This is a genomic window from Enterobacter cloacae complex sp. P24RS (assembly GCF_014982165.1).
GTDB lineage: Bacteria > Pseudomonadota > Gammaproteobacteria > Enterobacterales > Enterobacteriaceae > Enterobacter > Enterobacter quasihormaechei.
Genome location: NZ_JADCKU010000010.1, coordinates 104,055 through 125,557, shown reverse-complemented (window position 1 = coordinate 125,557; position 21,503 = coordinate 104,055). Strand labels below are relative to the sequence as shown.

Sequence of the window (21,503 nt, the reverse complement as noted above, 5' to 3'; positions counted from 1 at the left end):
GGGGCATATTGTGCGCTAACGGAAGGAGAAAACCAACTCCCACGGCATATACCAAAGGTTAGCCAGCACCATCAGCAAAAGCGAGCACCAGGTCGCGCTCATGCCGGAACGACGCCAGCGGATCAGGCGTTGGTGAAAACCGTAATAATGCATTAAGCGTCCGGCAATCAGCAGCAGCCCACAGACGTGCACCATCCAGGTTTCTGCGCCATCCATTTCCATTAACAGCAGTAAAATTAACGCGACGGGGATGTACTCGACCGCGTTGCCGTGGATGCGGATTGCGCTTTGCAACTCAGAAAAGCCCCCGTCACCGTAGGAGACACGGTACTGCATTCTCAGGCGCACAACATCAAATGAAAATTTAATCAGCAGTAATGCACCTAACACCGCATACAGCGCGCTGACCATACTAACTCCCTGTTTTTGGCAGATGGCACGTCTCTATGATAGGGGGTGATGTCAGAAAAGAGAAGATTGTTGTGGGATGGAGGGGGCGGGGCCAACCGACGGAACCGCACGCTGCAAGGCCTGCCAGAGAGCATCGACCAGTTCAGGCGCCTGGGCAATATCCGGCGTATGTAAAAACAGGTACGGGGTGGTGGTCTGCTCCCATTTCGCGAGCGTTTGCAGCCAGACGGCGAACATCGCCTGGTTTTGCTGCATGTTATCGCTGCCGATAAACCGCACCATCGGGTTTTTGGCCGTCACGATCGCGTGGACGGGCACTTTCGGTTTTTTGCGCTGGGCATCAACAATGGCTTCGCTGTGCGGGATTGCGCTGTGCACGGGCCGGCTGTCAAGGATCGCCCGGTTGACAGAGCGATCTAACAGACCGCGATTCAACGCTTTTTCCGCCACGCCTTTAGCAAAGAATTCCGGATGCCTCACTTCCACGCCGTAGGTAAAGTCATGCGGCAACGCGTCGAGAAACTGCCAGAGAGCAGGCAGGTCGCGCGGGCCAAACGTGGCGGGAAGCTGGAGCCAGTACTGTCCAATCCGGTTGGCCAGAGGCGACATCCGGGTGAAAAACTCGTGGGTTAAATCATCGCAGTTACGCAGCGCGGCGTTGTGGGAAATGGTTGCCGGGAATTTAAAGCAAAAGCGAAAGTCGTCGGTGGTTTGCTCGCGCCAGCGTTCGACGATCTCCGCGCGGGGCAGGGCGTACAGCGTGGTGTTGCCCTCCACGCAGTTAAAGTGTCGGGCATACTCTTCAAGGCTGGTAATACCCAGGCGCACCCATTTCGGGTGCGACCACTGGGGCAGGCCCACGTACATCATAGCGCGCTCAGGATCTCATCCGTGCTGCGCACGCGACCGATACGCGGGAAGATATGGGTCATGCTGCCCTGATGCTGGTCCGCAGAGGCTGCGCTGCACGCGTCTTCCGCGATGACCAGGTTAAAGCCCAGCTCCCAGGCGTTACGGGCGGTGGATTCCACACCGATGTTGGTGGAGATCCCGCACAGAATGATCGTGTCGATTCCGCGACGGCGCAGCTGAAGCTCCAGATCGGTGCCGTAGAAGGCGCCCCACTGGCGTTTGGTGACTTCAATATCGCTGTCGCGTTTACCGAGCGAGACCGGATACGTCCACCAGTTGTCCGGCAGCGCCTGCGCCGGGGCCTGAGCATCAACCGGCTGTTTTAACGCTTCGGCAAAATCAGCGGACCAGCCGACGCGCACCATGACCACCGGCGCACCGCTGACGCGGCATTTTTCCGCCAGACGCGCAGCGCGGCTTACGACATCGTCAGCGGTGTGCGGACCCCCGGCAAAAGGCAGGATCCCTTCCTGTAAATCAATGACCACGAGGGCGGTTTTGGTGGCATCAAGCGTCAACATTGTTACTCCAGTCAAATCAGTTGCTTTTCTACACCTTACGACGGTATGGCCTGTTATCGGTCGGATAATTTTGTTAATTTTTGTGAGAATAGGCAATAAGAGCACAGCAAACGCGCGTCAGGCCGTGCTTCGCTCTTATCGTCCGGCAGAATTTCCAGTATAATAGCCGCCTTTTTTCATCCAGTTGTGACATACAGAAAGCTGCGACATCGTAGCCTGCAAGACAGGCAACAATCAGCCTGCGGCTAATTAAGGGATATCTCATGCGTACAGAATATTGCGGGCAGCTGCGTCAGTCCCACGTCGGGCAGCAGGTTACCCTGTGTGGTTGGGTCAATCGTCGTCGCGATCTTGGTAGCCTTATCTTTATTGATATGCGTGACCGCGAAGGTATCGTTCAGGTGTTCTTCGATCCGGATCGCGCTGATGCGTTGAAGCTGGCTTCTGAGCTGCGTAATGAGTTCTGCATTCAGGTGACGGGCACCGTGCGTGCGCGTGACGAAAAAAACATCAACGCCGAGATGGCGACCGGCGCTATCGAAGTGCTGGCGTCCGATCTGGTGATTATCAACCGCGCGGAAGCGCTGCCGCTGGACTCCAACCACGTCAACACCGAAGAAGCGCGTCTGAAATACCGCTACCTGGATCTGCGTCGTCCGGAGATGGCTCAGCGCCTGAAAACCCGTGCGAAAATCACCAGTCTGGTGCGTCGCTTTATGGACGATCATGGTTTCCTCGATATTGAAACCCCGATGCTGACCAAAGCCACGCCGGAAGGCGCGCGCGATTACCTGGTGCCATCCCGCGTCCATAAAGGCAAATTCTATGCGCTGCCGCAGTCTCCGCAGCTGTTCAAACAGCTGCTGATGATGTCCGGCTTCGACCGCTACTACCAGATTGTAAAATGCTTCCGCGATGAAGACCTGCGCGCTGACCGTCAGCCAGAATTTACCCAGATCGATGTGGAAACCTCCTTCATGACCGCCGAGCAGGTGCGTGAAGTGATGGAAGCGCTGGTGCGTAGCCTGTGGAACGACGTCAAGGGCGTTGAGCTGGGCGATTTCCCGATCATGACCTTCGCGGAAGCCGAGCGTCGCTACGGTTCCGACAAACCAGATCTGCGTAACCCGATGGAGCTGGTGGACGTGGCTGACCTGGTTAAAGACGTGGAGTTCGCGGTCTTTGCTGGCCCGGCTAACGATCCGAAAGGCCGCGTGGCTGCCCTGCGCGTACCGGGCGGCGCGTCCTTAAGCCGTAAGCAAATTGACGACTACGGCAACTTCATCAAGATCTACGGCGCGAAAGGTCTGGCCTATATTAAAGTGACCGAGCGCGCGAAAGGTCTGGAAGGCATCACCAGCCCGGTGGCGAAATTCCTGAACGCGGACATCGTGGAAGCGATCCTTGAGCGCACCGCCGCCCAGGACGGCGACATGATCTTCTTCGGCGCAGACAACAAGAAAGTTGTTGCGGATGCGATGGGCGCGCTGCGTCTGAAGCTCGGTAAAGACCTGAATCTGACCGACGAAAGCAAATGGGCGCCGCTGTGGGTTATCGACTTCCCGATGTTTGAAGACGACGGTGAAGGCGGCCTGACCGCGATGCACCACCCGTTCACCTCGCCAAAAGACATGACGGCGGCGGAGCTGAAGGCAGCACCGGAAGATGCGGTAGCGAATGCCTACGATATGGTTATCAACGGCTACGAAGTGGGCGGCGGTTCCGTGCGTATTCACAGCGGTGAAATGCAGCAGACCGTGTTCGGCATTCTGGGCATTAACGAGCAGGAGCAGCGCGAGAAGTTTGGCTTCCTGCTGGACGCCCTGAAGTACGGTACGCCTCCGCACGCGGGTCTGGCATTCGGTCTTGACCGTCTGACCATGCTGCTGACCGGCACCGACAACATCCGTGATGTTATCGCCTTCCCGAAAACCACCGCAGCGGCGTGTCTGATGACCGAAGCGCCAAGCTTTGCCAACCCGGCCGCGCTGGCCGAGCTGGGCATTGAGGTGGTGAAGAAGGAAGAGAAAAACTGATATGGCATACAAGCTTCCCGTTTCTGTCTTAGTTGTCATTTATGCCCTGGACACGAAGCGGGTGCTGATGTTGCAGCGGCGCGACGATCCTGATTTCTGGCAGTCGGTTACCGGCAGCCTGGAAGAGGGGGAGACCGCGCCGCAGGCCGCCGCGCGTGAAGTAAAGGAAGAGGTCGCCATTGACGTTGCTCGCGAGCAACTGACCCTGAAGGACTGTCAGCGCACGGTGGAGTTTGAAATTTTTAGCCATTTACGTCATCGCTATGCGCCGGGCATTGAGCGCAATACGGAATCGTGGTTCTGCCTTGCGCTTCCCCATGAGCGGGAGATCGTGTTCACTGAACATCTGACCTACCGCTGGGTCGATGCGGCGGATGCCGCCGCACTGACCAAGTCATGGAGCAACCGGCAGGCGATTGAAGAATTTGTAATTAACGCTGCCTGAGAAGGCGCGATTTTTGGAGAACTTTTTATGGCAGGTCATAGTAAGTGGGCCAACACCAAACACCGTAAAGCGGCACAGGATGCCAAGCGCGGTAAAATCTTTACCAAAATCATTCGTGAGCTGGTAACAGCGGCGCGTCTGGGCGGCGGCGATCCGGCCTCTAACCCGCGCCTGCGTGCGGCGGTGGATAAAGCCCTGTCCAACAACATGACGCGTGACACCCTGAACCGCGCCATCGCACGTGGCGTGGGCGGTGACGAAGACGCGAACATGGAAACCATCATTTATGAAGGTTACGGCCCTGGCGGTACGGCGGTAATGGTTGAATGCCTGTCTGACAACCGTAACCGTACCGTTGCGGAAGTGCGCCACGCGTTCACCAAAACCGGCGGTAACCTGGGCACAGACGGCTCCGTAGCTTACCTGTTCAGCAAAAAAGGCGTCATCTCCTTCGAGAAAGGCGACGAAGACGTCATCATGGAAGCGGCGCTGGAAGCGGGCGCGGAAGACGTGGTGACCTACGACGACGGTGCGATTGACGTTTACACCGCGTGGGAAGAGATGGGTGCCGTGCGCGATGCGCTGGAAGCGGCTGGCCTGAAGGCGGATAACGCTGAAGTGTCCATGATCCCGTCCACCAAAGCGGATATGGATGCGGAAACCGCGCCTAAGCTGCTGCGTCTGATCGACATGCTCGAAGACTGCGACGACGTCCAGGAAGTGTATCACAACGGTGAAATCTCTGATGAGGTGGCTGCGACGCTGTAATGCGCCAGCCTGAACCGTTTACGGGAGACGCGTGATGTCGATTATCCTTGGGATTGACCCCGGCTCGCGCGTCACCGGCTATGGCGTTATCCGTCAGGTGGGACGCCAGCTAACCTACCTCGGCAGCGGCTGTATTCGCACTAAAGTGGACGATTTGCCGTCGCGCCTGAAGCTCATTTATGCGGGCGTGTCGGAGATTATCACCCAGTTCCAGCCGGACTATTTCGCCATTGAGCAGGTCTTTATGGCGAAGAACGCGGATTCGGCGTTAAAGCTCGGACAGGCGCGCGGCGTGGCGATTGTTGCCGCCGTGAACCAGGATCTGCCGGTATTTGAGTACGCGGCCCGTCAGGTTAAACAGACGGTAGTGGGCATCGGTAGCGCGGAGAAAAGTCAGGTGCAGCATATGGTGCGCACCCTGCTGAAGCTTCCCGCGAACCCGCAGGCCGACGCCGCGGATGCGCTGGCGATTGCGATTACCCACTGCCACGTCAGCCAGAACGCGATGCAAATGAGCGAGTCGCGGCTCAATCTGGCGCGAGGCAGGTTACGATAATAAGAAATCAGGCTGGATGTTTATCCAGCCTTTTTTTATTATGTCGCCAGTTAACACTTTTCCAGAACGCAGGAGCGTCACGTGATAGGCAGACTCAGAGGCATCATCATTGAAAAACAACCCCCGTTAGTGCTGCTGGAAGTGGGTGGCGTGGGCTATGAAGTCCATATGCCGATGACCTGCTTCTACGAGCTGCCCGACGCGGGCAAAGAGGCGATTGTTTTTACCCAGTTTGTCGTGCGTGAAGACGCTCAGCTGCTGTACGGCTTCAATAACAAACAGGAACGCACCCTGTTCCGCGAATTAATCAAAACCAACGGCGTCGGGCCGAAGCTGGCGCTGGCGATTTTGTCCGGTATGTCAGCCCCGCAGTTTGTGAACGCCGTTGAGCGCGAAGATCCGGCTGCGTTGATTAAACTTCCGGGCATCGGCAAGAAAACCGCCGAGCGTCTTATCGTCGAGATGAAAGACCGCTTTAAAGGCCTGCATGGCGATCTGTTCACCCCGGCCGCCGATCTGGTGCTGACTTCACCGGGCGGGCCAGCGACGGATGACGATGCCGAGCAGGAAGCGGTTGCCGCGCTGGTAGCGCTGGGCTATAAACCTCAGGAGGCCAGCCGGATGGTGAGTAAAATTGCTAAACCGGACGCCAGCAGTGAAACCCTGATTCGTGAAGCGCTGCGCGCTGCATTGTGAGGTAAAGGATGATTGAAGCAGACCGCCTGGTATCGGCAGGCACCATTCAGCCAGATGACGTGGTGGATCGCGCGATCCGTCCAAAACTGCTGGATGAGTACATCGGCCAGCCACAGGTTCGTTCCCAGATGGAGATTTTCATCCAGGCGGCAAAGCTGCGCGGCGATGCGCTCGATCACCTGCTGATTTTTGGTCCGCCAGGCTTAGGTAAAACCACCCTGGCAAACATCGTCGCCAACGAGATGGGCGTAAATTTACGTACCACTTCCGGCCCGGTGCTGGAAAAAGCGGGCGATCTGGCGGCGATGCTGACCAACCTCGAACCGCACGACGTGCTGTTTATCGATGAAATCCACCGTCTGTCGCCGGTGGTGGAGGAAGTGCTCTATCCGGCAATGGAAGATTACCAGCTGGATATCATGATTGGCGAAGGGCCGGCGGCGCGCTCCATTAAAATCGATCTGCCGCCGTTTACCCTGATTGGCGCCACGACGCGCGCCGGGTCGTTGACCTCTCCGCTGCGCGACCGCTTTGGCATCGTCCAGCGTCTGGAATTTTATCAGGTGCCCGATCTTCAGCACATTGTGGGCCGCAGCGCGCGCTACATGGGGCTGGATATGAGCGAAGAGGGGGCGTTTGAAGTGGCGAAGCGTTCCCGCGGTACGCCGCGTATTGCCAACCGCCTGCTGCGTCGCGTGCGCGACTTCGCCGAAGTGAAGCACGACGGCACCATATCGGCTGAGATTGCCGCCCAGGCGCTGGACATGCTGAACGTGGATGCCGAAGGCTTTGACTATATGGACCGCAAGCTGCTGCTGGCGGTGCTGGATAAGTTCTTTGGCGGGCCGGTAGGGCTGGATAACCTGGCGGCGGCCATTGGCGAAGAGCGTGAAACCATTGAGGACGTGCTGGAGCCGTATCTGATCCAGCAGGGCTTCTTACAGCGTACCCCGCGCGGTCGTATGGCGACGGTGCGAGCGTGGAATCATTTCGGGATAACTCCGCCGGCGATGCCTTAAATCATGCCGGGTGGCGGAACGTTTTTGTAGCCCCGGTAAGCGAAGCGCTACCGGGGACATGCTGACTACTGCGCGGTCTTTTTCATCATACTGAAAACAAACAATACCGCCGCGCTCAATACCACCGACGGTCCTGCCGGCGTGTCATAAAACGCCGAGAAGGTTAACCCGCCCGTGACGGCGATCATCCCGATAACCACCGCGATACCGGCCATTTGCTCTGGGGTACGTGCAAAACGGCGCGCCGTGGCGGCAGGGATAATCAGCAGCGACGTGATAATCAGTGCCCCGACAAACTTCATCGCCACGCCAATGGTTAATGCCGTGACCAGCATCAGCAGCAGCTTCACGCGCTGAAGCTTCACGCCGTCGACAAAGGCCAGATCCGGACTGACGGTCATCGCCAGCAAATTTCGCCACTGCCACAGCAATATGCCCAGCACCACCACTACGCCAATGGCAATGGAAACCAGATCCTCTGGCGTAACGGCAAGCAGATCGCCAAACAGATAGGCCATCAGGTCAACGCGGATGTTTGACATCAGGCTCACCACCACCAGGCCCAGCGACAGGGCGCTGTGCGCCATAATGCCGAGCAGGGTATCAATTGCGAGGTGAGGGCGTTTTTCCAGCCAGACCAGACCGGCGGCCAGCAGCAGCGTGACGACTATCACCGCATAGAACGGGTTCACGTCCAGCAGCAAACCAAACGCGACGCCCAGCAGGGAAGCATGGGCCAGCGTATCGCCGAAATAGGACATTCTGCGCCACACGACAAACGAGCCGAGTGGACCCGCGGCGCAGGCAAGCATAATCCCGGCCAGCCAGCCGGGCAGTAACAGTTCAATCATGAGTGTCCATTTCCCCGACGCAGGACAATTCGTCCCTGTAAATCATGGCGGTGATTGTGATTATGGCGATAAATGCCCAGCTGTTCGGCGCCACGATGGCCAAACATGGAGATAAATTCAGGATGCATTGACACCACTTCCGGCGTACCGGAACAGCAGATGTGGTGGTTCAGGCACAGCACTTCGTCGGTTTTCGCCATTACCAGATGCAGGTCATGGGAAACCATCAGCACCGCACAGTTCAGTTCACGGCGAAGCTGGTCGATGAGGTCGTAGAGCGCAACCTGACCGTTAACGTCAACGCCCTGCGTCGGCTCGTCCAGCACCAGCAGCTGAGGGCTGCTGAGCAGGGCGCGGGCAAGCAATACGCGCTGGGTTTCCCCGCCCGAAAGCTTTTGCAGAGGGGCATCGACGAGGTGACCCGCCTGAACGCGCTTCAGGGCAGGGAGGATATCCGCTTTTAGCGTACCGGGGCGCAGGCGCAGGAAGCGGCTCACCGTCAGGGGCAGCGTGGCGTCAAGATGCAGTTTTTGCGGCACATAGCCGATACGCAGCTTTTCTTCGCGGGCGATCAGCCCTTCATCAGGCGTGACCAGGCCTAGCACGACGCGCACCAGCGTTGATTTACCCGCCCCGTTAGGGCCGAGCAGCGTCAGTATTTTGCCGGGCTTCAGAACCAGTGACACGTCAGAAAGGACGCGGCGCTGGCCGAATGAGACCGACACATTTTCAAGAGAAACTAAAGTCGTCATGTCAATTTAAGCTTGCAGAAGTTATCGAATGTTATAATATCACATTCCACACATTCATTACGATGATTAGTCGCATTATGTTACAGAAAAATACGCTTCTTTTCGCTGCTTTATCCGCTGCACTTTGGGGTACAACTGCACAAGATGTTAACGCTGCCGTTGTCGCTTCGCTTAAACCGCTAGGCTTTATCGCCGCTGCCATCGCCGATGGGGTCACGGAGACCCAGGTTCTGCTGCCTGACGGCGCCTCCGAACATGATTATTCTTTACGCCCGTCCGACGTAAAACGCTTACAGAACGCGGACTTAGTTGTCTGGATCGGTCCTGAGATGGAAGCCTTCATGCAGAAAACGGCGAAACAGGTTCCCGCCGCGAAACAGGTGGCGATTGGTGAGCTGTCCGGCGTGAAACCGTTGCTCATGAAAGGATCTGAGGACGACGGTGACGAACACGACCACGGTCATGCTCACGACGAAAAAGGTGACGACCATCACCATCACGGCGAGTACAACATGCATCTCTGGCTTTCCCCAGAGATAGCGCGGCTTTCAGCGGTTGCAATCCACGACAAATTAGTGGAACTTATGCCGCAAAGTCGAGTCCAACTCGACGCCAACCTGAAGGATTTTGAGGCTCAGTTAGCCGCAACCGATAAACAGGTAGGGAACGAGCTCGCACCGCTTAAAGGAAAAGGGTACTTCGTTTTTCATGATGCTTACGGCTATTACGAAAAACATTACGGTCTGACCCCGCTGGGGCATTTTACCGTCAACCCTGAAATTCAGCCTGGTGCGCAGCGTTTACATGAAATCAGAACACAGTTGGTTGAGCAAAAAGCGACATGCGTTTTTGCTGAGCCACAGTTCAGGCCAGCGGTCGTAGAAGCCGTGGCCAGGGGAACATCCGTGCGCATGGGAACCCTTGACCCGCTAGGTACGAACATCCAGTTGAGCAAAGCGAGCTATTCGCAGTTCCTCAGCCAACTGGCGAATCAGTATGCGAGCTGCCTGAAAGGAGATTAACGAGGAAGTGAATACGTGCAACAGATAGCCCGCTCTGTCGCCCTGGCATTTAACAATCTGCCTCGACCCCACCGCGTTATGCTGGGGTCGCTTACAGTTCTCACCTTAGCGGTCGCCGTCTGGCGGCCCTATGTTTACCACCCGAGTTCTGCCCCTATCATCAAAACCATCGAACTGGAGAAGAGCGAAATCCGCTCTCTGCTGCCCGAGGCCAGCGAGCCTATCGATCAGGCCGCTCAGGAAGATGAAGCGATTCCTCAGGACGAGCTGGATGACAAAATCCAGAATGAAGCCGGCATTCATGAATATGTGGTCTCGACGGGCGACACGCTGAGCAGCGTGCTGAACCAGTACGGTATCGACATGGGCAACATCAGCCAGCTTGCCGCCTCCGATAAAGAACTGCGTAACCTGAAAATTGGTCAGCAGCTTTCCTGGACCTTAACCCCCGATGGCGATCTGCAACGTCTGACCTGGGAAATGTCCCGCCGCGAAACCCGCACCTACGATCGCACGGCAAACGGTTTCAAAATGACCAGTGAAATGCAGCAGGGCGACTGGGTGAATAGCGTCATGAAAGGGACCGTTGGCGGCAGCTTTGTTTCCAGTGCACGCGATGCCGGCCTGACCAGCGCTGAAATCAGCTCGGTGATCAAAGCCATGCAGTGGCAGATGGATTTCCGCAAACTGAAAAAAGGCGATCAGTTCTCTGTCCTGATGTCCCGCGAAATGCTGGACGGCAAGCGCGAGCAGAGCCAGCTGGTGGGCGTGCGTCTGCGTTCAGATGGCAAAGACTACTACGCCATTCGCGCGGAAGACGGTAAGTTCTATGACCGCAGCGGTACGGGCCTGGCAAAAGGCTTCCTGCGTTTCCCAACGGCTAAACAGTTCCGCGTCTCCTCCAACTTCAACCCGCGTCGTCTGAACCCGGTAACGGGCCGCGTAGCGCCGCACCGTGGCGTTGACTTCGCCATGCCGCAGGGTACGCCAGTGCTGGCGGTAGGGGATGGTGAAGTGGTGATGGCGAAACGCAGCGGCGCTGCTGGCTATTACGTGGCTATCCGTCACGGTCGTACGTACACCACCCGCTACATGCACCTGCGTAAACTGCTGGTCAAACCGGGCCAGAAAGTGAAACGCGGCGACCGCATCGCACTGTCCGGGAACACCGGCCGTTCGACGGGCCCGCACCTGCACTACGAAGTGTGGATCAACCAGCAGGCGGTTAACCCGCTGACGGCGAAACTGCCGCGCACCGAAGGGCTGACCGGGAAAGATCGCAAAAATTACCTGGCGCAGGTGAAAGAGGTGATGCCACAGCTGCGCTTCGACTAAGCTAACACCCTCAAAAATAAGCCGGCGTCAGTGTGCGCCGGCTTTTTCTTTTGTACGCGGACGGCTGCCTCGCTACACTATCTGAATATATTTTTGCGTCACCAGACCCTGGAACCCGCATGGAAACCAAAAAAAACAATATTGAGTACATTCCCGAGTTTGAAAAATCTTTTCGCCACCCGCGTAACTGGGGCGCCTGGCTTGGCGTATACGCGTTTGCTGGCATGGCGTTGCTACCTGCTTCCCTCCGCGATCCGGTGCTCGGCAAGGTCGGGCGACTGGCTGGCCGCTTAGGCAAAAGCGCGCGCCGTCGTGCGCAAATCAATCTTCTGTACTGCTTCCCGGATAAAACCGACGCCGAACGCGAAGCAATTATTGATGACATGTATACCACCGCGCCACAGGCGATGGCGATGATGGCGGAACTGGCGCTGAAAGGGCCGGAGAAGATTGTTGACCGCGTTGACTGGAAAGGGCTGGAGATCATCGACGAGATGCGTCGCAATGATGAAAAGGTGATTTTTCTGGTGCCGCACGGCTGGGGAGTCGACATTCCGGCGATGCTGATGGCCTCGCAGGGCCAGAAAATGGCGGCGATGTTCCATAACCAGGGAAACAAAATCTACGATTTCGTCTGGAATACCGTACGCCGTCGCTTTGGCGGACGTTTACACGCGCGTAACGATGGCATCAAGCCCTTCATTCAGTCCGTGCGTCAGGGCTACTGGGGCTACTATCTGCCCGATCAGGACCACGGCCCTGAGCACAGCGAGTTTGTTGATTTCTTCGCGACCTATAAAGCGACTCTACCCGCGATTGGACGCCTGATGAAAGTCTGTCGCGCCCGCGTGATCCCGCTGTTCCCGGTGTATGACGGCAAAACGCATCGCCTGAGCATTGAGGTACGTCCGCCGATGGACGATCTGCTGACCGCAGACGATCGCACCATTGCGCGCCGTATGAATGAAGAGGTGGAAGTGCTGGTGGGGCCGCATAAGGAGCAATATACGTGGATCCTTAAGCTGCTCAAAACGCGTAAGCCTGGCGAAACGGAGCCGTACAAGCGTAAAGAGCTGTTCCCTAAGAAATAGGAAACCCTCTCCCTTAGGGGAGAGGGGATCGGGTCTTACTCTACGGTCAGTACGCGGGTGGTGTTGGTTGAGCCGATGGTGCTCATCACGTCACCCTGCGTCACGATAACGATATCGCCGGACACCAGGTAACCTTTGTCGCGCAGCAGATTTACCGCATCGTGCGCAGCGGCCACGCCGTCGTTAGTGCTGTCGAAGTGCACCGGCGTCACGCCGCGATACAGCGCCGTCAGGTTCAGCGTACGCTCGTGACGGGACATGGCGAAGATCGGCAGCCCGGAACTGATGCGGGACGTCATCAGCGCGGTACGGCCAGATTCGGTCATAGTGATGATTGCCGTGACCCCTTTCAGGTGGTTTGCTGCGTACATCGCGGACATCGCAATCGCTTCTTCCACATTATCGAACTGGATATCCAGGCGGTGCTTGGAGACGTTAATGCTTGGGATCTTCTCTGCGCCCAGGCAGACGCGCGCCATGGCGGCCACGGTTTCCGCCGGGTACTGACCGGCAGCGGTTTCGGCTGACAGCATCACCGCATCGGTACCGTCCAGCACGGCGTTGGCCACGTCCATCACTTCCGCACGGGTCGGCATTGGGTTGGTGATCATGGATTCCATCATCTGGGTGGCGGTGATCACCGCACGGTTCAGCTGGCGCGCGCGACGGATCAGCGCTTTCTGGATGCCGACCAGCTCAGGATCGCCGATTTCTACACCCAGGTCACCACGGGCAACCATCACGACGTCAGACGCCAGGATCACGTCATCCATCGCGTCCTGATCGCAGACTGCTTCCGCGCGTTCAACTTTCGCAACGATTTTCGCATCGCAGCCCGCGTCGCGCGCCAGACGGCGAGCATAGTTCAGATCTTCGCCGCAGCGCGGGAAGGAGACGGCCAGATAATCTACGCCGATCTGTGCTGCGGTCACGATATCCGCTTTGTCTTTATCGGTCAGCGCTTCGGCAGACAGGCCACCGCCGAGCTTGTTGATGCCTTTGTTGTTGGAGAGCGGGCCGCCGACGGTCACTTCCGTGAACACCTTCATACCCTGAACTTCCAGCACTTTCAGCTGTACGCGACCGTCGTCCAGCAGCAGGATGTCGCCTGGCACAACGTCAGCAGGCAGACCTTTGTAGTCGATACCCACTTTCTCTTTATCGCCTTCACCTTTGCTCAGGTTGGCATCCAGCAGGAATTTGTCGCCGATGTTGAGGAAAACTTTGCCTTCTTTGAAGGTCGATACGCGAATTTTTGGACCTTGAAGATCGCCGAGGATAGCAACATGGCGGCCCAGTTTAGCTGCGATTTCACGTACTTTATCGGCACGTAATTTATGATCTTCTGGCGTACCGTGAGAGAAGTTCATACGCACCACGTTGGCACCCGCGGCGATAATCTTCTCGAGGTTATTATCGCGGTCAGTGGCCGGGCCTAAGGTGGTAACGATCTTGGTTCTGCGAAGCCTTCTGGACATGTAATACTCCGTTGACTGAAACAACTTTGGTGTTGCGTGAACATTGAATCGGACTTCATCTATTGCAAGGCAGTAGCGAGGGGACCGAATGCCGTAAATCGTACTTCGTCGTTATTAGGGAACATCGCTCTTTATAAGCAATTCTTTATCAAAACGCGATTCTTTCAGGGCTTCCTTGACCCGCTTCAAGTTATCCCGGAATTTTGCGCCCCGGCGTAAGGTAAAACCGGTCGCCAGCACGTCAATGACCGTCAACTGCGCCAGGCGGGAGACCATCGGCATGTAGACGTCGGTGTCCTCCGGTACGTCCAGGGTAATGGCGAGCGTCGCTTCCCGGGCCAGCGGCGTACCCGCCGTCGTCAGGGCGATGACCATCGCATCGTTGTCACGCGCGAGCTGCGCCAGCTCGACCTGGCTCTTTGTGCGGCCCGTGTGGGAGATGAGGACTACGACATCATCTTCGCTACAATTCATACAGCTCATGCGTTGCAGCACAATGTCATCGGAATAAATCACCGGCACGTTGAAGCGAAAGAATTTATTCATGGCGTCATGCGCCACGGCAGCCGACGAGCCAAGGCCAAAGAAGGCAATCCGTTTGGCCTGCGTAAGCAAATCAACCGCGCGGTTCACCGAACTCATATCCAGAGACTGGCGCACGTGGTCGAGCGTCGCCATTGCCGATTCAAATATTTTCGCGGTGTAAGCATCAACGCTGTCGTCTTCATCCACATTGCGATTAACATACGGGGTGCCGTTTGCCAGACTTTGGGCCAGATGCAGTTTGAAATCAGGAAAGCCGCGCGTGTCCAGACTACGACAGAATCGATTAACCGTCGGTTCGCTGACGCCCGATTCCTGTGCCAGAGCGGCGATGCTTGAATGAATCGCCTGAGCGGGGGCGGCGAGAATAACTTCAGCCACTTTGCGCTCGGATTTGCTAAGGTGTTCCAGGTGAAACTGGATTTTTTCCAGCATGTTCATTGTTAACAAGACGCTCATGAGGGCATAAACGATTTCATACAGAGATGAAACCCTGATTCGATTTAGCCGATATTACCCCCGGGACTTCCGAAAGGGTAACCGTCGACAAGAAATGTTGTTGTTTTTTTTCATTACTTGATCGACGTCGGGTTTTGCCCTGACTCCGTTGCGCAAAGAATCGACGTTTGTTGCGTCATTAGACGGGCTGAAAGGTCTGGACGATGAAAAATCGCCGTATCGCACGTGACGTTAAGCGCTAATGGTTTCAGGAAATGCGTAAAAGCAGTACAGTGCATTGTAATAAAATTACAACGATACCTGGCAGAGTACCAGGCGATCTAACTGAGGAGAATGACATGGCGGTAACGCAAACAGCCCAGGCATGTGACCTGGTCATTTTCGGCGCGAAAGGCGATCTTGCACGCCGAAAATTGCTGCCTTCCCTGTATCAGCTGGAAAAAGCGGGCCAGATCCATCCCGACACCCGAATCCTTGGGGTAGGGCGCGCCGACTGGGATAAAGAAGCTTATACCAAAGTCGTGCGCGAGGCGCTCGAAACGTTCATGAAAGAAAAAATCGATGAAAGCCTGTGGGATAAGCTGAGCGGGCGCCTCGATTTTTGTAACCTGGACGTCAATGATGTCAGTGCCTTTACCCGTCTGGGTGAAATGCTGGACCAGGAAAATCGCGTCACCATTAACTATTTCGCCATGCCGCCAAGCACCTTCGGCGCCATCTGCAAAGGTCTGGGCGAAGCGAAGCTGAACGCCAAACCGGCGCGCGTTGTGATGGAAAAGCCTCTGGGCACGTCGCTGGCAACCTCTCGTGAAATCAACGACCAGGTGGGCGAGTTCTTTGAGGAGTGCCAGGTTTACCGTATTGACCACTACCTGGGCAAAGAGACGGTTCTGAACCTGCTGGCGCTGCGCTTTGCTAACTCCCTGTTTGTGAACAACTGGGACAACCGCACCATTGACCATGTGGAAATTACCGTGGCGGAAGAGGTGGGTATCGAAGGCCGCTGGGGTTACTTTGACCAGGCCGGCCAGATGCGCGACATGATCCAGAACCACCTGCTGCAAATTCTGTGCATGATTGCCATGTCTCCACCGTCGGATCTGACGGCCGACAGCATTCGTGACGCCAAAGTGAAAGTGCTGAAATCACTGCGCCGTATCGACCGCTCCAACGTGCGTGAGAAAACCGTTCGCGGTCAGTACACCGCAGGTTTTGCCCAGGGGAAAAAAGTCCCTGGCTATCTGGAAGAAGAGGGCGCGAACAAGTCCAGCAATACCGAGACGTTTGTGGCGATCCGCGTGGATATCGACGACTGGCGCTGGGCCGGCGTGCCGTTCTACCTGCGTACCGGTAAGCGACTGCCGGCAAAATGCTCCGAAGTGGTGGTCTACTTCAAAAACCCGGAACTGAACCTGTTCAAAGAATCCTGGCAGGAGCTGCCGCAGAACAAACTGACCATCCGTCTGCAACCGGACGAGGGTGTGGATATTCAGATCCTGAACAAAGTGCCGGGTCTTGATCACAAGCACAACCTGCAAACCACCAAGCTGGACCTGAGCTACTCTGAAACCTTCAACCAGACGCATCTGGCCGATGCTTACGAGCGTCTGCTGCTGGAAACCATGCGCGGTATCCAGGCGCTGTTCGTCCGTCGCGATGAAGTGGAAGAGGCGTGGAAATGGGTCGACTCCATTACCGAAGCGTGGGCTGCCGATCAGGATGCGCCAAAACCGTATCAGGCGGGAACATGGGGACCAGTTGCCTCCGTTGCGATGATCACCCGCGATGGCCGCTCCTGGAACGAGTTTGAGTAAAGCTCTCTAGCCCATAGGTGTTATTTTACCGGTAACATGATCTAACACAGCAAGTGGCATCATTTTTACTTTTTAAGCTCCGCGTGGATTCACCCGCGGAGCTTTTTTTATTACACTCCTCTTAGACATTTTGCCCCTGCGCTCCGGATAACAGGCGTTTCAGCGTTGTTAACAACCGTCAGAACCTGTGTAAACTCCCGAGCCCGGACAGATAAATTAGAGGAGCTTTTATGAATCCGACATTGTTACGCGTAACACAACGCATAATTGAGCGCTCGAAAGAGACCCGTTCTGCCTACCTCGCCCGCATCGAACAGGCGAAGAGCGAAACGGTCCACCGCTCGCAGCTGGCCTGCGGGAATCTGGCCCACGGCTTCGCCGCCTGTCAGCCTGGCGATAAAGAGGCGCTGAAAAGCATGTTGCGTAACAACATCGCCATTATTACCTCCTATAACGACATGCTCTCTGCCCACCAGCCGTACGAGGTTTACCCGAACATCATTCGCAACGCACTGCATAGCGTAAACGCGGTGGGCCAGGTTGCGGGCGGCGTGCCGGCCATGTGCGACGGCGTCACCCAGGGGCAGGACGGCATGGAGCTGTCGCTGCTGAGCCGCGAAGTGATCGCCATGTCTGCGGCGGTTGGCCTCTCGCACAATATGTTTGATGGTGCGCTCTATCTGGGCGTGTGCGACAAAATCGTCCCGGGGCTGGTGATGGCCGCGCTGTCGTTTGGCCATCTGCCAGCGATTTTTGTGCCGTCAGGTCCGATGGCAAGCGGTCTGCCGAATAAAGAAAAAGTACGTATTCGCCAGCTGTATGCCGAAGGAAAAGCGGATCGTAAGGCGCTGCTGGAAGCGGAAGCTGCGTCTTACCACGCGCCGGGCACCTGTACGTTCTACGGTACGGCCAACACCAACCAGATGGTGGTGGAGTTTATGGGAATGCAGCTGCCGGGCTCCTCGTTCATTCAGCCGGACGCGCCGCTGCGTAAGGCGCTGACCGAAGCCGCAGCCCGTCAGGTCACCCGCCTGACCGGTAACGGCAACGAATGGATGCCGATGGGCAAAATGGTGGATGAAAAAGTCATCGTCAACGGTATCGTTGCCCTGCTGGCAACCGGCGGTTCAACCAACCACACCATGCACCTGGTCGCAATGGCGCGCGCGGCGGGCATTCTGATCAACTGGGATGACTTCTCCGATATCTCCTCCGTGGTGCCGCTGATGGCGCGTCTGTACCCGAACGGTCCGGCGGACATTAACCACTTCCAGGCGGCGGGCGGCGTGCCGGTGCTGATGCGCGAGCTGCTGAAAGGCGGCCTGCTGCATGAGGATGTCAACACGGTGGCGGGCTTTGGCCTGCATCGCTATACCCTTGAGCCATGGCTGAACAACGGTGAGCTGGACTGGCGTGAAGGGGCAAGCGACTCGCTCGATCCGCAGGTCATTGCCACCTTCGAGAAACCGTTCTCTCCTCACGGCGGCACCAAAGTGCTGAGCGGTAACCTTGGGCGTGCGGTGATGAAAACCTCTGCCGTGCCGGAAGAGAATCAGGTGATTGAAGCCCCGGCCGTGGTGTTTGAAAGCCAGCACGACGTTTTACCTGCCTTTGACGCGGGTCTGCTGGATAAAGACTGCGTGGTCGTTGTGCGTCATCAGGGACCAAAAGCGAACGGGATGCCAGAATTACATAAACTTATGCCGCCGCTTGGTGTATTATTGGACCGCCGTTTCAAAATTGCGCTGGTCACCGATGGACGCCTCTCCGGGGCATCCGGTAAAGTGCCTTCAGCTATCCACGTCACCCCGGAAGCCTACGACGGTGGTCTGCTGGCGAAAGTCCGTGATGGTGACATGATCCGCGTTAACGGTCAGACAGGCGAGTTAACCCTGCTGGTGGATGAAGCAGAGCTGGCGGCACGTCAGCCACATATTCCTGACCTGAGCGCGTCGCGCGTGGGTACCGGACGTGAAATGTTTGGTGCGTTGCGCGAGAAACTCTCCGGTGCGGAGCAGGGCGCAACCTGTATTACGTTTTAATACGACTTGATTTTAACGATCTGGCGAGAGAAAACTCTGATGAAAAACTGGAAAACAAGTGCAGAAGCAATCCTGACCACTGGCCCTGTCGTGCCGGTTATTGTGGTAAATAAACTGGAGCACGCTGTTCCGATGGCGAAGGCGCTGGTTGCGGGTGGCGTTCGCGTTCTGGAAGTGACCCTGCGTACTGCCTGTGCGATGGATGCGATCCGCGCTATCGCCAAAGAAGTGCCGGACGCGATCGTTGGTGCAGGTACGGTTCTGAATGCGCAGCAGCTGGCGGAAGTGACCGAAGCGGGCGCACAGTTTGCCATCAGCCCGGGTCTGACCGAGCCGCTGCTGAAAGCCGCAACCGAAGGCACTATTCCTCTGATCCCGGGTATCAGCACCGTTTCTGAACTGATGCTGGGCATGGATTACGGCCTGAAAGAGTTTAAATTCTTCCCGGCTGAAGCGAACGGCGGCACCAAAGCGTTGCAGGCGATTGCGGGTCCATTCTCGCAGGTGCGTTTCTGCCCAACGGGCGGTATCTCTCCGGCCAACTACCGCGACTACCTGGCGCTGAAAAGCGTGCTGTGCATCGGCGGCTCCTGGCTGGTTCCTGCGGATGCGCTGGAAGCGGGCGACTGGGATCGCATCACTAAACTGGCTCGCGAAGCGGTAGAAGGCGCGAAACAGTAAGCGATTCGCAGTAAGAAAAACGGGCCACGTGGCCCGTTTTTTTTATCCTGCAACGCTGACGTTCGCAGCCGCTCTTTTCGCTCTTGCAACGGCTTCGTCCACGTTATCCCCGGTTGCTAACGCCACGCCCAGACGACGGGTGCCGTCGATCTCCGGTTTGCCGAACAGTCGGACCTGCAAGCCTGCGCCAACCGCACCTTCGACGTTATCAAAGGTGACATTCTGGCTGGTCAGCTGCGGCAGGATCACCGCGGAGGCAGCCGGGCCGTACTGACGAATGCCGCCAACCGGCAGGCCGAGGAAAGCGCGCACGTGCAGCGCAAACTCGGAGAGATCCTGTGAAATCAGCGTGACCATCCCGGTATCGTGCGGGCGAGGGGAGACTTCGCTGAAAATCACCTCGTCGCCGCAAACAAACAGTTCCACCCCGAACAGGCCGTAGCCGCCCAGCGCCAGCACCGTCTTGCGGGCGATCTCCTGCGCGCGCGCCAGCGCCAGCGCGCTCATCTGCTGCGGCTGCCAGGATTCGCGATAATCGCCGTCTTCCTGACGATGACCAATCGGGTCGCAGAAATAAACGCCGTCCACGGCGCTGACGGTAAGCAGGGTAATTTCGAAATCAAACTTCACCACGCCTTCCACGATGACGCGCCCGGCACCGGCACGACCGCCCTGCTGGGCATAGTCCCAGGCCTGGTCCAGCGTACTGCTGTCGCGGATAAAGCTCTGCCCTTTGCCGGAGGAGCTCATTACCGGCTTAATGATGCACGGGTAGCCAATCTCTTCGACGGCCTGGAGAAACGCAGCTTTATCCCCGGCAAAACGGTAGCTTGACGTCGGGAGCTGTAATTCTTCTGCGGCCAGGCGACGAATGCCTTCCCGGTTCATGGTCAGTTTTGCCGCTGTGGCGCAAGGCACTACGCGCTGGCCTTCCTGCTCAAGGGCCACCAACACCTCAGTGGCAATGGCCTCAATTTCAGGCACCACGAAATCCGGTTTTTCCTCGGCAATCAACGCCCGCAGGGCATTGCCGTCAAGCATATCGATGACGTGCGAGCGATGCGCGACGTGCATCGCTGGGGCGTTCGCGTAACGGTCCACCGCAATCACCTCCACGCCCAAACGCTGGCATTCAATGGCCACTTCTTTACCCAGTTCACCCGATCCCAACAGCATTACGCGCGTCGCGGCAGGGCGCAGCGCGGTTCCTAAACGAGTCATAAAATCCCCCTGAAAAAGTTGCGGGCAGTATAAACGAAAACGTTTGCGTCTGTCTTGTATGGGGATAGCCAGGGCAGGGGAGAAATTTGCGCTTCTTTAGCACTGACAGACATTTCCTGACACCTGCTCGCTTAGGCTGTGAAAGTACGCACCGTAACGTGAGGAAAAATATGTCAGGCTGGATGAATCAACTGCAATCCCTGTTGGGACAAAAAGGCTCGTCGTCCGGCGAGCAGGGTCTAAGCAAGCTGCTGGTGCCGGGAGCGCTCGGCGGGCTGGCCGGTTTGCTGGTTGCCAATAAATCATCGCGGAAGCTGCTGACGAAATATGGCACCGGCGCGCTGCTGGCGGGCGGAGGAGCCATTGCGGGCAGCGTTTTATGGAATAAATACAAGGACAAAGTGCGCAACGCGCATCAGGATGAACCGCAGTACGGGAAGCAGGCGACGTCGCTAGACGTACGCACCGAGCGTCTGATCCTCGCGCTGGTGTTCGCGGCCAAAAGCGACGGGCATATCGATGCCAGTGAACGCGCCGCGATCGAACAGCAAATGCGGGAAGCGGGCGTCGAGGAGCAGGGCAGAGCGCTGGTGGCGCAGGCCATTGAACAGCCGCTCGATCCGCAGCGCCTGGCGCAAAGCGTGAAAAACGAAGAAGAGGCGCTGGAACTCTATTTTCTGAGCTGTGCCGCTATTGATGTCGATCACTTTATGGAGCGCAGCTACCTGAACGCCCTCGGCGATGCGCTGAAGATCCCGCAGGACGTTCGTGAGGGGATCGAGCAGGATATTCAGCAGCAGAAACAGACCCTCGCGGGCTAGAAGGGCATGTTTCGCTTGCATCATACGCG

General features: G+C 57.0%; 21 protein-coding genes. 13 read left to right on the top strand and 8 right to left on the bottom strand.

Annotated features, from left to right (window positions below; translation table 11 throughout):
- Positions 1-15 precede the first annotated feature (15 nt).
- From INF58_RS12665 to INF58_RS12655, 3 genes are read right to left on the bottom strand one after another with little or no spacing between them, the layout of a single operon-like run.
- Entirely contained in the window at positions 16-411 is a 396-nt protein-coding gene (locus INF58_RS12665) for an MAPEG family protein (RefSeq protein WP_063450115.1), read from the bottom strand.
- Positions 412-462: 51 nt separating this feature from the next.
- A complete protein-coding gene (locus INF58_RS12660; protein WP_193527800.1) occupies positions 463-1,281 on the bottom strand; it encodes a DUF72 domain-containing protein in 819 nt (272 codons plus the stop codon).
- Positions 1,278-1,844, bottom strand: coding sequence for a hydrolase (locus INF58_RS12655; protein WP_193527799.1), 567 nt, complete (start codon positions 1,842-1,844; stop codon positions 1,278-1,280). The genes INF58_RS12660 and INF58_RS12655 overlap by 4 nt, the downstream gene beginning before the upstream one ends.
- 263 nt (positions 1,845-2,107) lie before the next feature.
- Here INF58_RS12655 and aspS point away from each other — a divergent pair, with 263 nt between their 5' ends.
- The 6 genes from aspS to ruvB all read left to right on the top strand — a co-directional run bounded on the left by aspS (position 2,108) and on the right by ruvB (position 7,364).
- Positions 2,108-3,880 (top strand): aspartate--tRNA ligase, encoded by a 1,773-nt coding sequence (gene aspS / locus INF58_RS12650; protein WP_063868464.1) that lies wholly within the window; start codon positions 2,108-2,110, stop codon positions 3,878-3,880.
- Between the two features lies 1 nt (position 3,881).
- A complete protein-coding gene (gene nudB / locus INF58_RS12645) occupies positions 3,882-4,325 on the top strand; it encodes a dihydroneopterin triphosphate diphosphatase (RefSeq protein ID WP_063450111.1) in 444 nt (147 codons plus the stop codon).
- Between the two features lie 27 nt (positions 4,326-4,352).
- On the top strand, positions 4,353-5,093 hold the full coding sequence (locus tag INF58_RS12640; RefSeq protein WP_006176049.1) for a YebC/PmpR family DNA-binding transcriptional regulator: 741 nt from the start codon (positions 4,353-4,355) through the stop codon (positions 5,091-5,093).
- A gap of 34 nt (positions 5,094-5,127) precedes the next feature.
- A complete protein-coding gene (gene ruvC, locus INF58_RS12635; RefSeq protein ID WP_003859749.1) occupies positions 5,128-5,649 on the top strand; it encodes a crossover junction endodeoxyribonuclease RuvC in 522 nt (173 codons plus the stop codon).
- A gap of 81 nt (positions 5,650-5,730) precedes the next feature.
- Positions 5,731-6,345, top strand: coding sequence for a Holliday junction branch migration protein RuvA (gene ruvA / locus INF58_RS12630; protein ID WP_023312236.1), 615 nt, complete (start codon positions 5,731-5,733; stop codon positions 6,343-6,345).
- An 8-nt stretch (positions 6,346-6,353) separates the two neighbouring features.
- On the top strand, positions 6,354-7,364 hold the full coding sequence (ruvB, locus tag INF58_RS12625; RefSeq protein WP_003859753.1) for a Holliday junction branch migration DNA helicase RuvB: 1,011 nt from the start codon (positions 6,354-6,356) through the stop codon (positions 7,362-7,364).
- Positions 7,365-7,429: 65 nt separating this feature from the next.
- Here ruvB and znuB read toward each other — a convergent pair whose 3' ends face one another.
- Positions 7,430-8,215 (bottom strand): zinc ABC transporter permease subunit ZnuB, encoded by a 786-nt coding sequence (gene znuB, locus INF58_RS12620; RefSeq protein ID WP_063450110.1) that lies wholly within the window; start codon positions 8,213-8,215, stop codon positions 7,430-7,432.
- On the bottom strand, positions 8,212-8,967 hold the full coding sequence (znuC, locus tag INF58_RS12615; RefSeq protein ID WP_193527798.1) for a zinc ABC transporter ATP-binding protein ZnuC: 756 nt from the start codon (positions 8,965-8,967) through the stop codon (positions 8,212-8,214). The genes znuB and znuC overlap by 4 nt, the downstream gene beginning before the upstream one ends.
- A gap of 77 nt (positions 8,968-9,044) precedes the next feature.
- Here znuC and znuA point away from each other — a divergent pair, with 77 nt between their 5' ends.
- The 3 genes from znuA to lpxM all read left to right on the top strand — a co-directional run bounded on the left by znuA (position 9,045) and on the right by lpxM (position 12,415).
- Positions 9,045-9,989: a zinc ABC transporter substrate-binding protein ZnuA gene (gene znuA, locus INF58_RS12610; RefSeq protein ID WP_129741652.1), complete on the top strand. Its 945-nt coding sequence runs from the start codon at positions 9,045-9,047 to the stop codon at positions 9,987-9,989.
- Positions 9,990-10,004: 15 nt separating this feature from the next.
- Positions 10,005-11,324 carry a murein DD-endopeptidase MepM gene (mepM, locus tag INF58_RS12605; RefSeq protein WP_193527797.1) on the top strand — a complete coding sequence of 440 codons (1,320 nt, stop codon included), beginning with the start codon at positions 10,005-10,007 and terminating at the stop codon, positions 11,322-11,324.
- A gap of 119 nt (positions 11,325-11,443) precedes the next feature.
- Positions 11,444-12,415 carry a lauroyl-Kdo(2)-lipid IV(A) myristoyltransferase gene (gene lpxM, locus INF58_RS12600; RefSeq protein WP_063868466.1) on the top strand — a complete coding sequence of 324 codons (972 nt, stop codon included), beginning with the start codon at positions 11,444-11,446 and terminating at the stop codon, positions 12,413-12,415.
- Positions 12,416-12,450: 35 nt separating this feature from the next.
- Here the strand turns inward: lpxM and pyk are convergent, their stop codons facing one another.
- The gene (gene pyk, locus INF58_RS12595; protein ID WP_010432595.1) at positions 12,451-13,893 is read right to left on the bottom strand and encodes a pyruvate kinase; all 1,443 of its coding nucleotides are present in this window, start codon (positions 13,891-13,893) and stop codon (positions 12,451-12,453) included.
- A gap of 114 nt (positions 13,894-14,007) precedes the next feature.
- Positions 14,008-14,877: a MurR/RpiR family transcriptional regulator gene (locus INF58_RS12590; protein ID WP_193527821.1), complete on the bottom strand. Its 870-nt coding sequence runs from the start codon at positions 14,875-14,877 to the stop codon at positions 14,008-14,010.
- Positions 14,878-15,233: 356 nt separating this feature from the next.
- Here INF58_RS12590 and zwf point away from each other — a divergent pair, with 356 nt between their 5' ends.
- From zwf to kdgA, 3 genes are all read left to right on the top strand, one after another.
- Positions 15,234-16,709 carry a glucose-6-phosphate dehydrogenase gene (gene zwf / locus INF58_RS12585; RefSeq protein ID WP_022648481.1) on the top strand — a complete coding sequence of 492 codons (1,476 nt, stop codon included), beginning with the start codon at positions 15,234-15,236 and terminating at the stop codon, positions 16,707-16,709.
- Positions 16,710-16,939: 230 nt separating this feature from the next.
- Entirely contained in the window at positions 16,940-18,751 is a 1,812-nt protein-coding gene (gene edd / locus INF58_RS12580; RefSeq protein ID WP_193527796.1) for a phosphogluconate dehydratase, read from the top strand.
- A 39-nt stretch (positions 18,752-18,790) separates the two neighbouring features.
- A complete protein-coding gene (gene kdgA / locus INF58_RS12575) occupies positions 18,791-19,432 on the top strand; it encodes a bifunctional 4-hydroxy-2-oxoglutarate aldolase/2-dehydro-3-deoxy-phosphogluconate aldolase (protein ID WP_063450105.1) in 642 nt (213 codons plus the stop codon).
- 42 nt (positions 19,433-19,474) lie between these two features.
- On the opposite strand, the gene purT is transcribed toward kdgA, so the two are convergent.
- Positions 19,475-20,653 carry a formate-dependent phosphoribosylglycinamide formyltransferase gene (gene purT / locus INF58_RS12570; RefSeq protein WP_193527795.1) on the bottom strand — a complete coding sequence of 393 codons (1,179 nt, stop codon included), beginning with the start codon at positions 20,651-20,653 and terminating at the stop codon, positions 19,475-19,477.
- Between the two features lie 170 nt (positions 20,654-20,823).
- Here purT and INF58_RS12565 point away from each other — a divergent pair, with 170 nt between their 5' ends.
- On the top strand, positions 20,824-21,474 hold the full coding sequence (locus INF58_RS12565) for a tellurite resistance TerB family protein (protein ID WP_063450103.1): 651 nt from the start codon (positions 20,824-20,826) through the stop codon (positions 21,472-21,474).
- Positions 21,475-21,503: the final 29 nt, after the last annotated feature.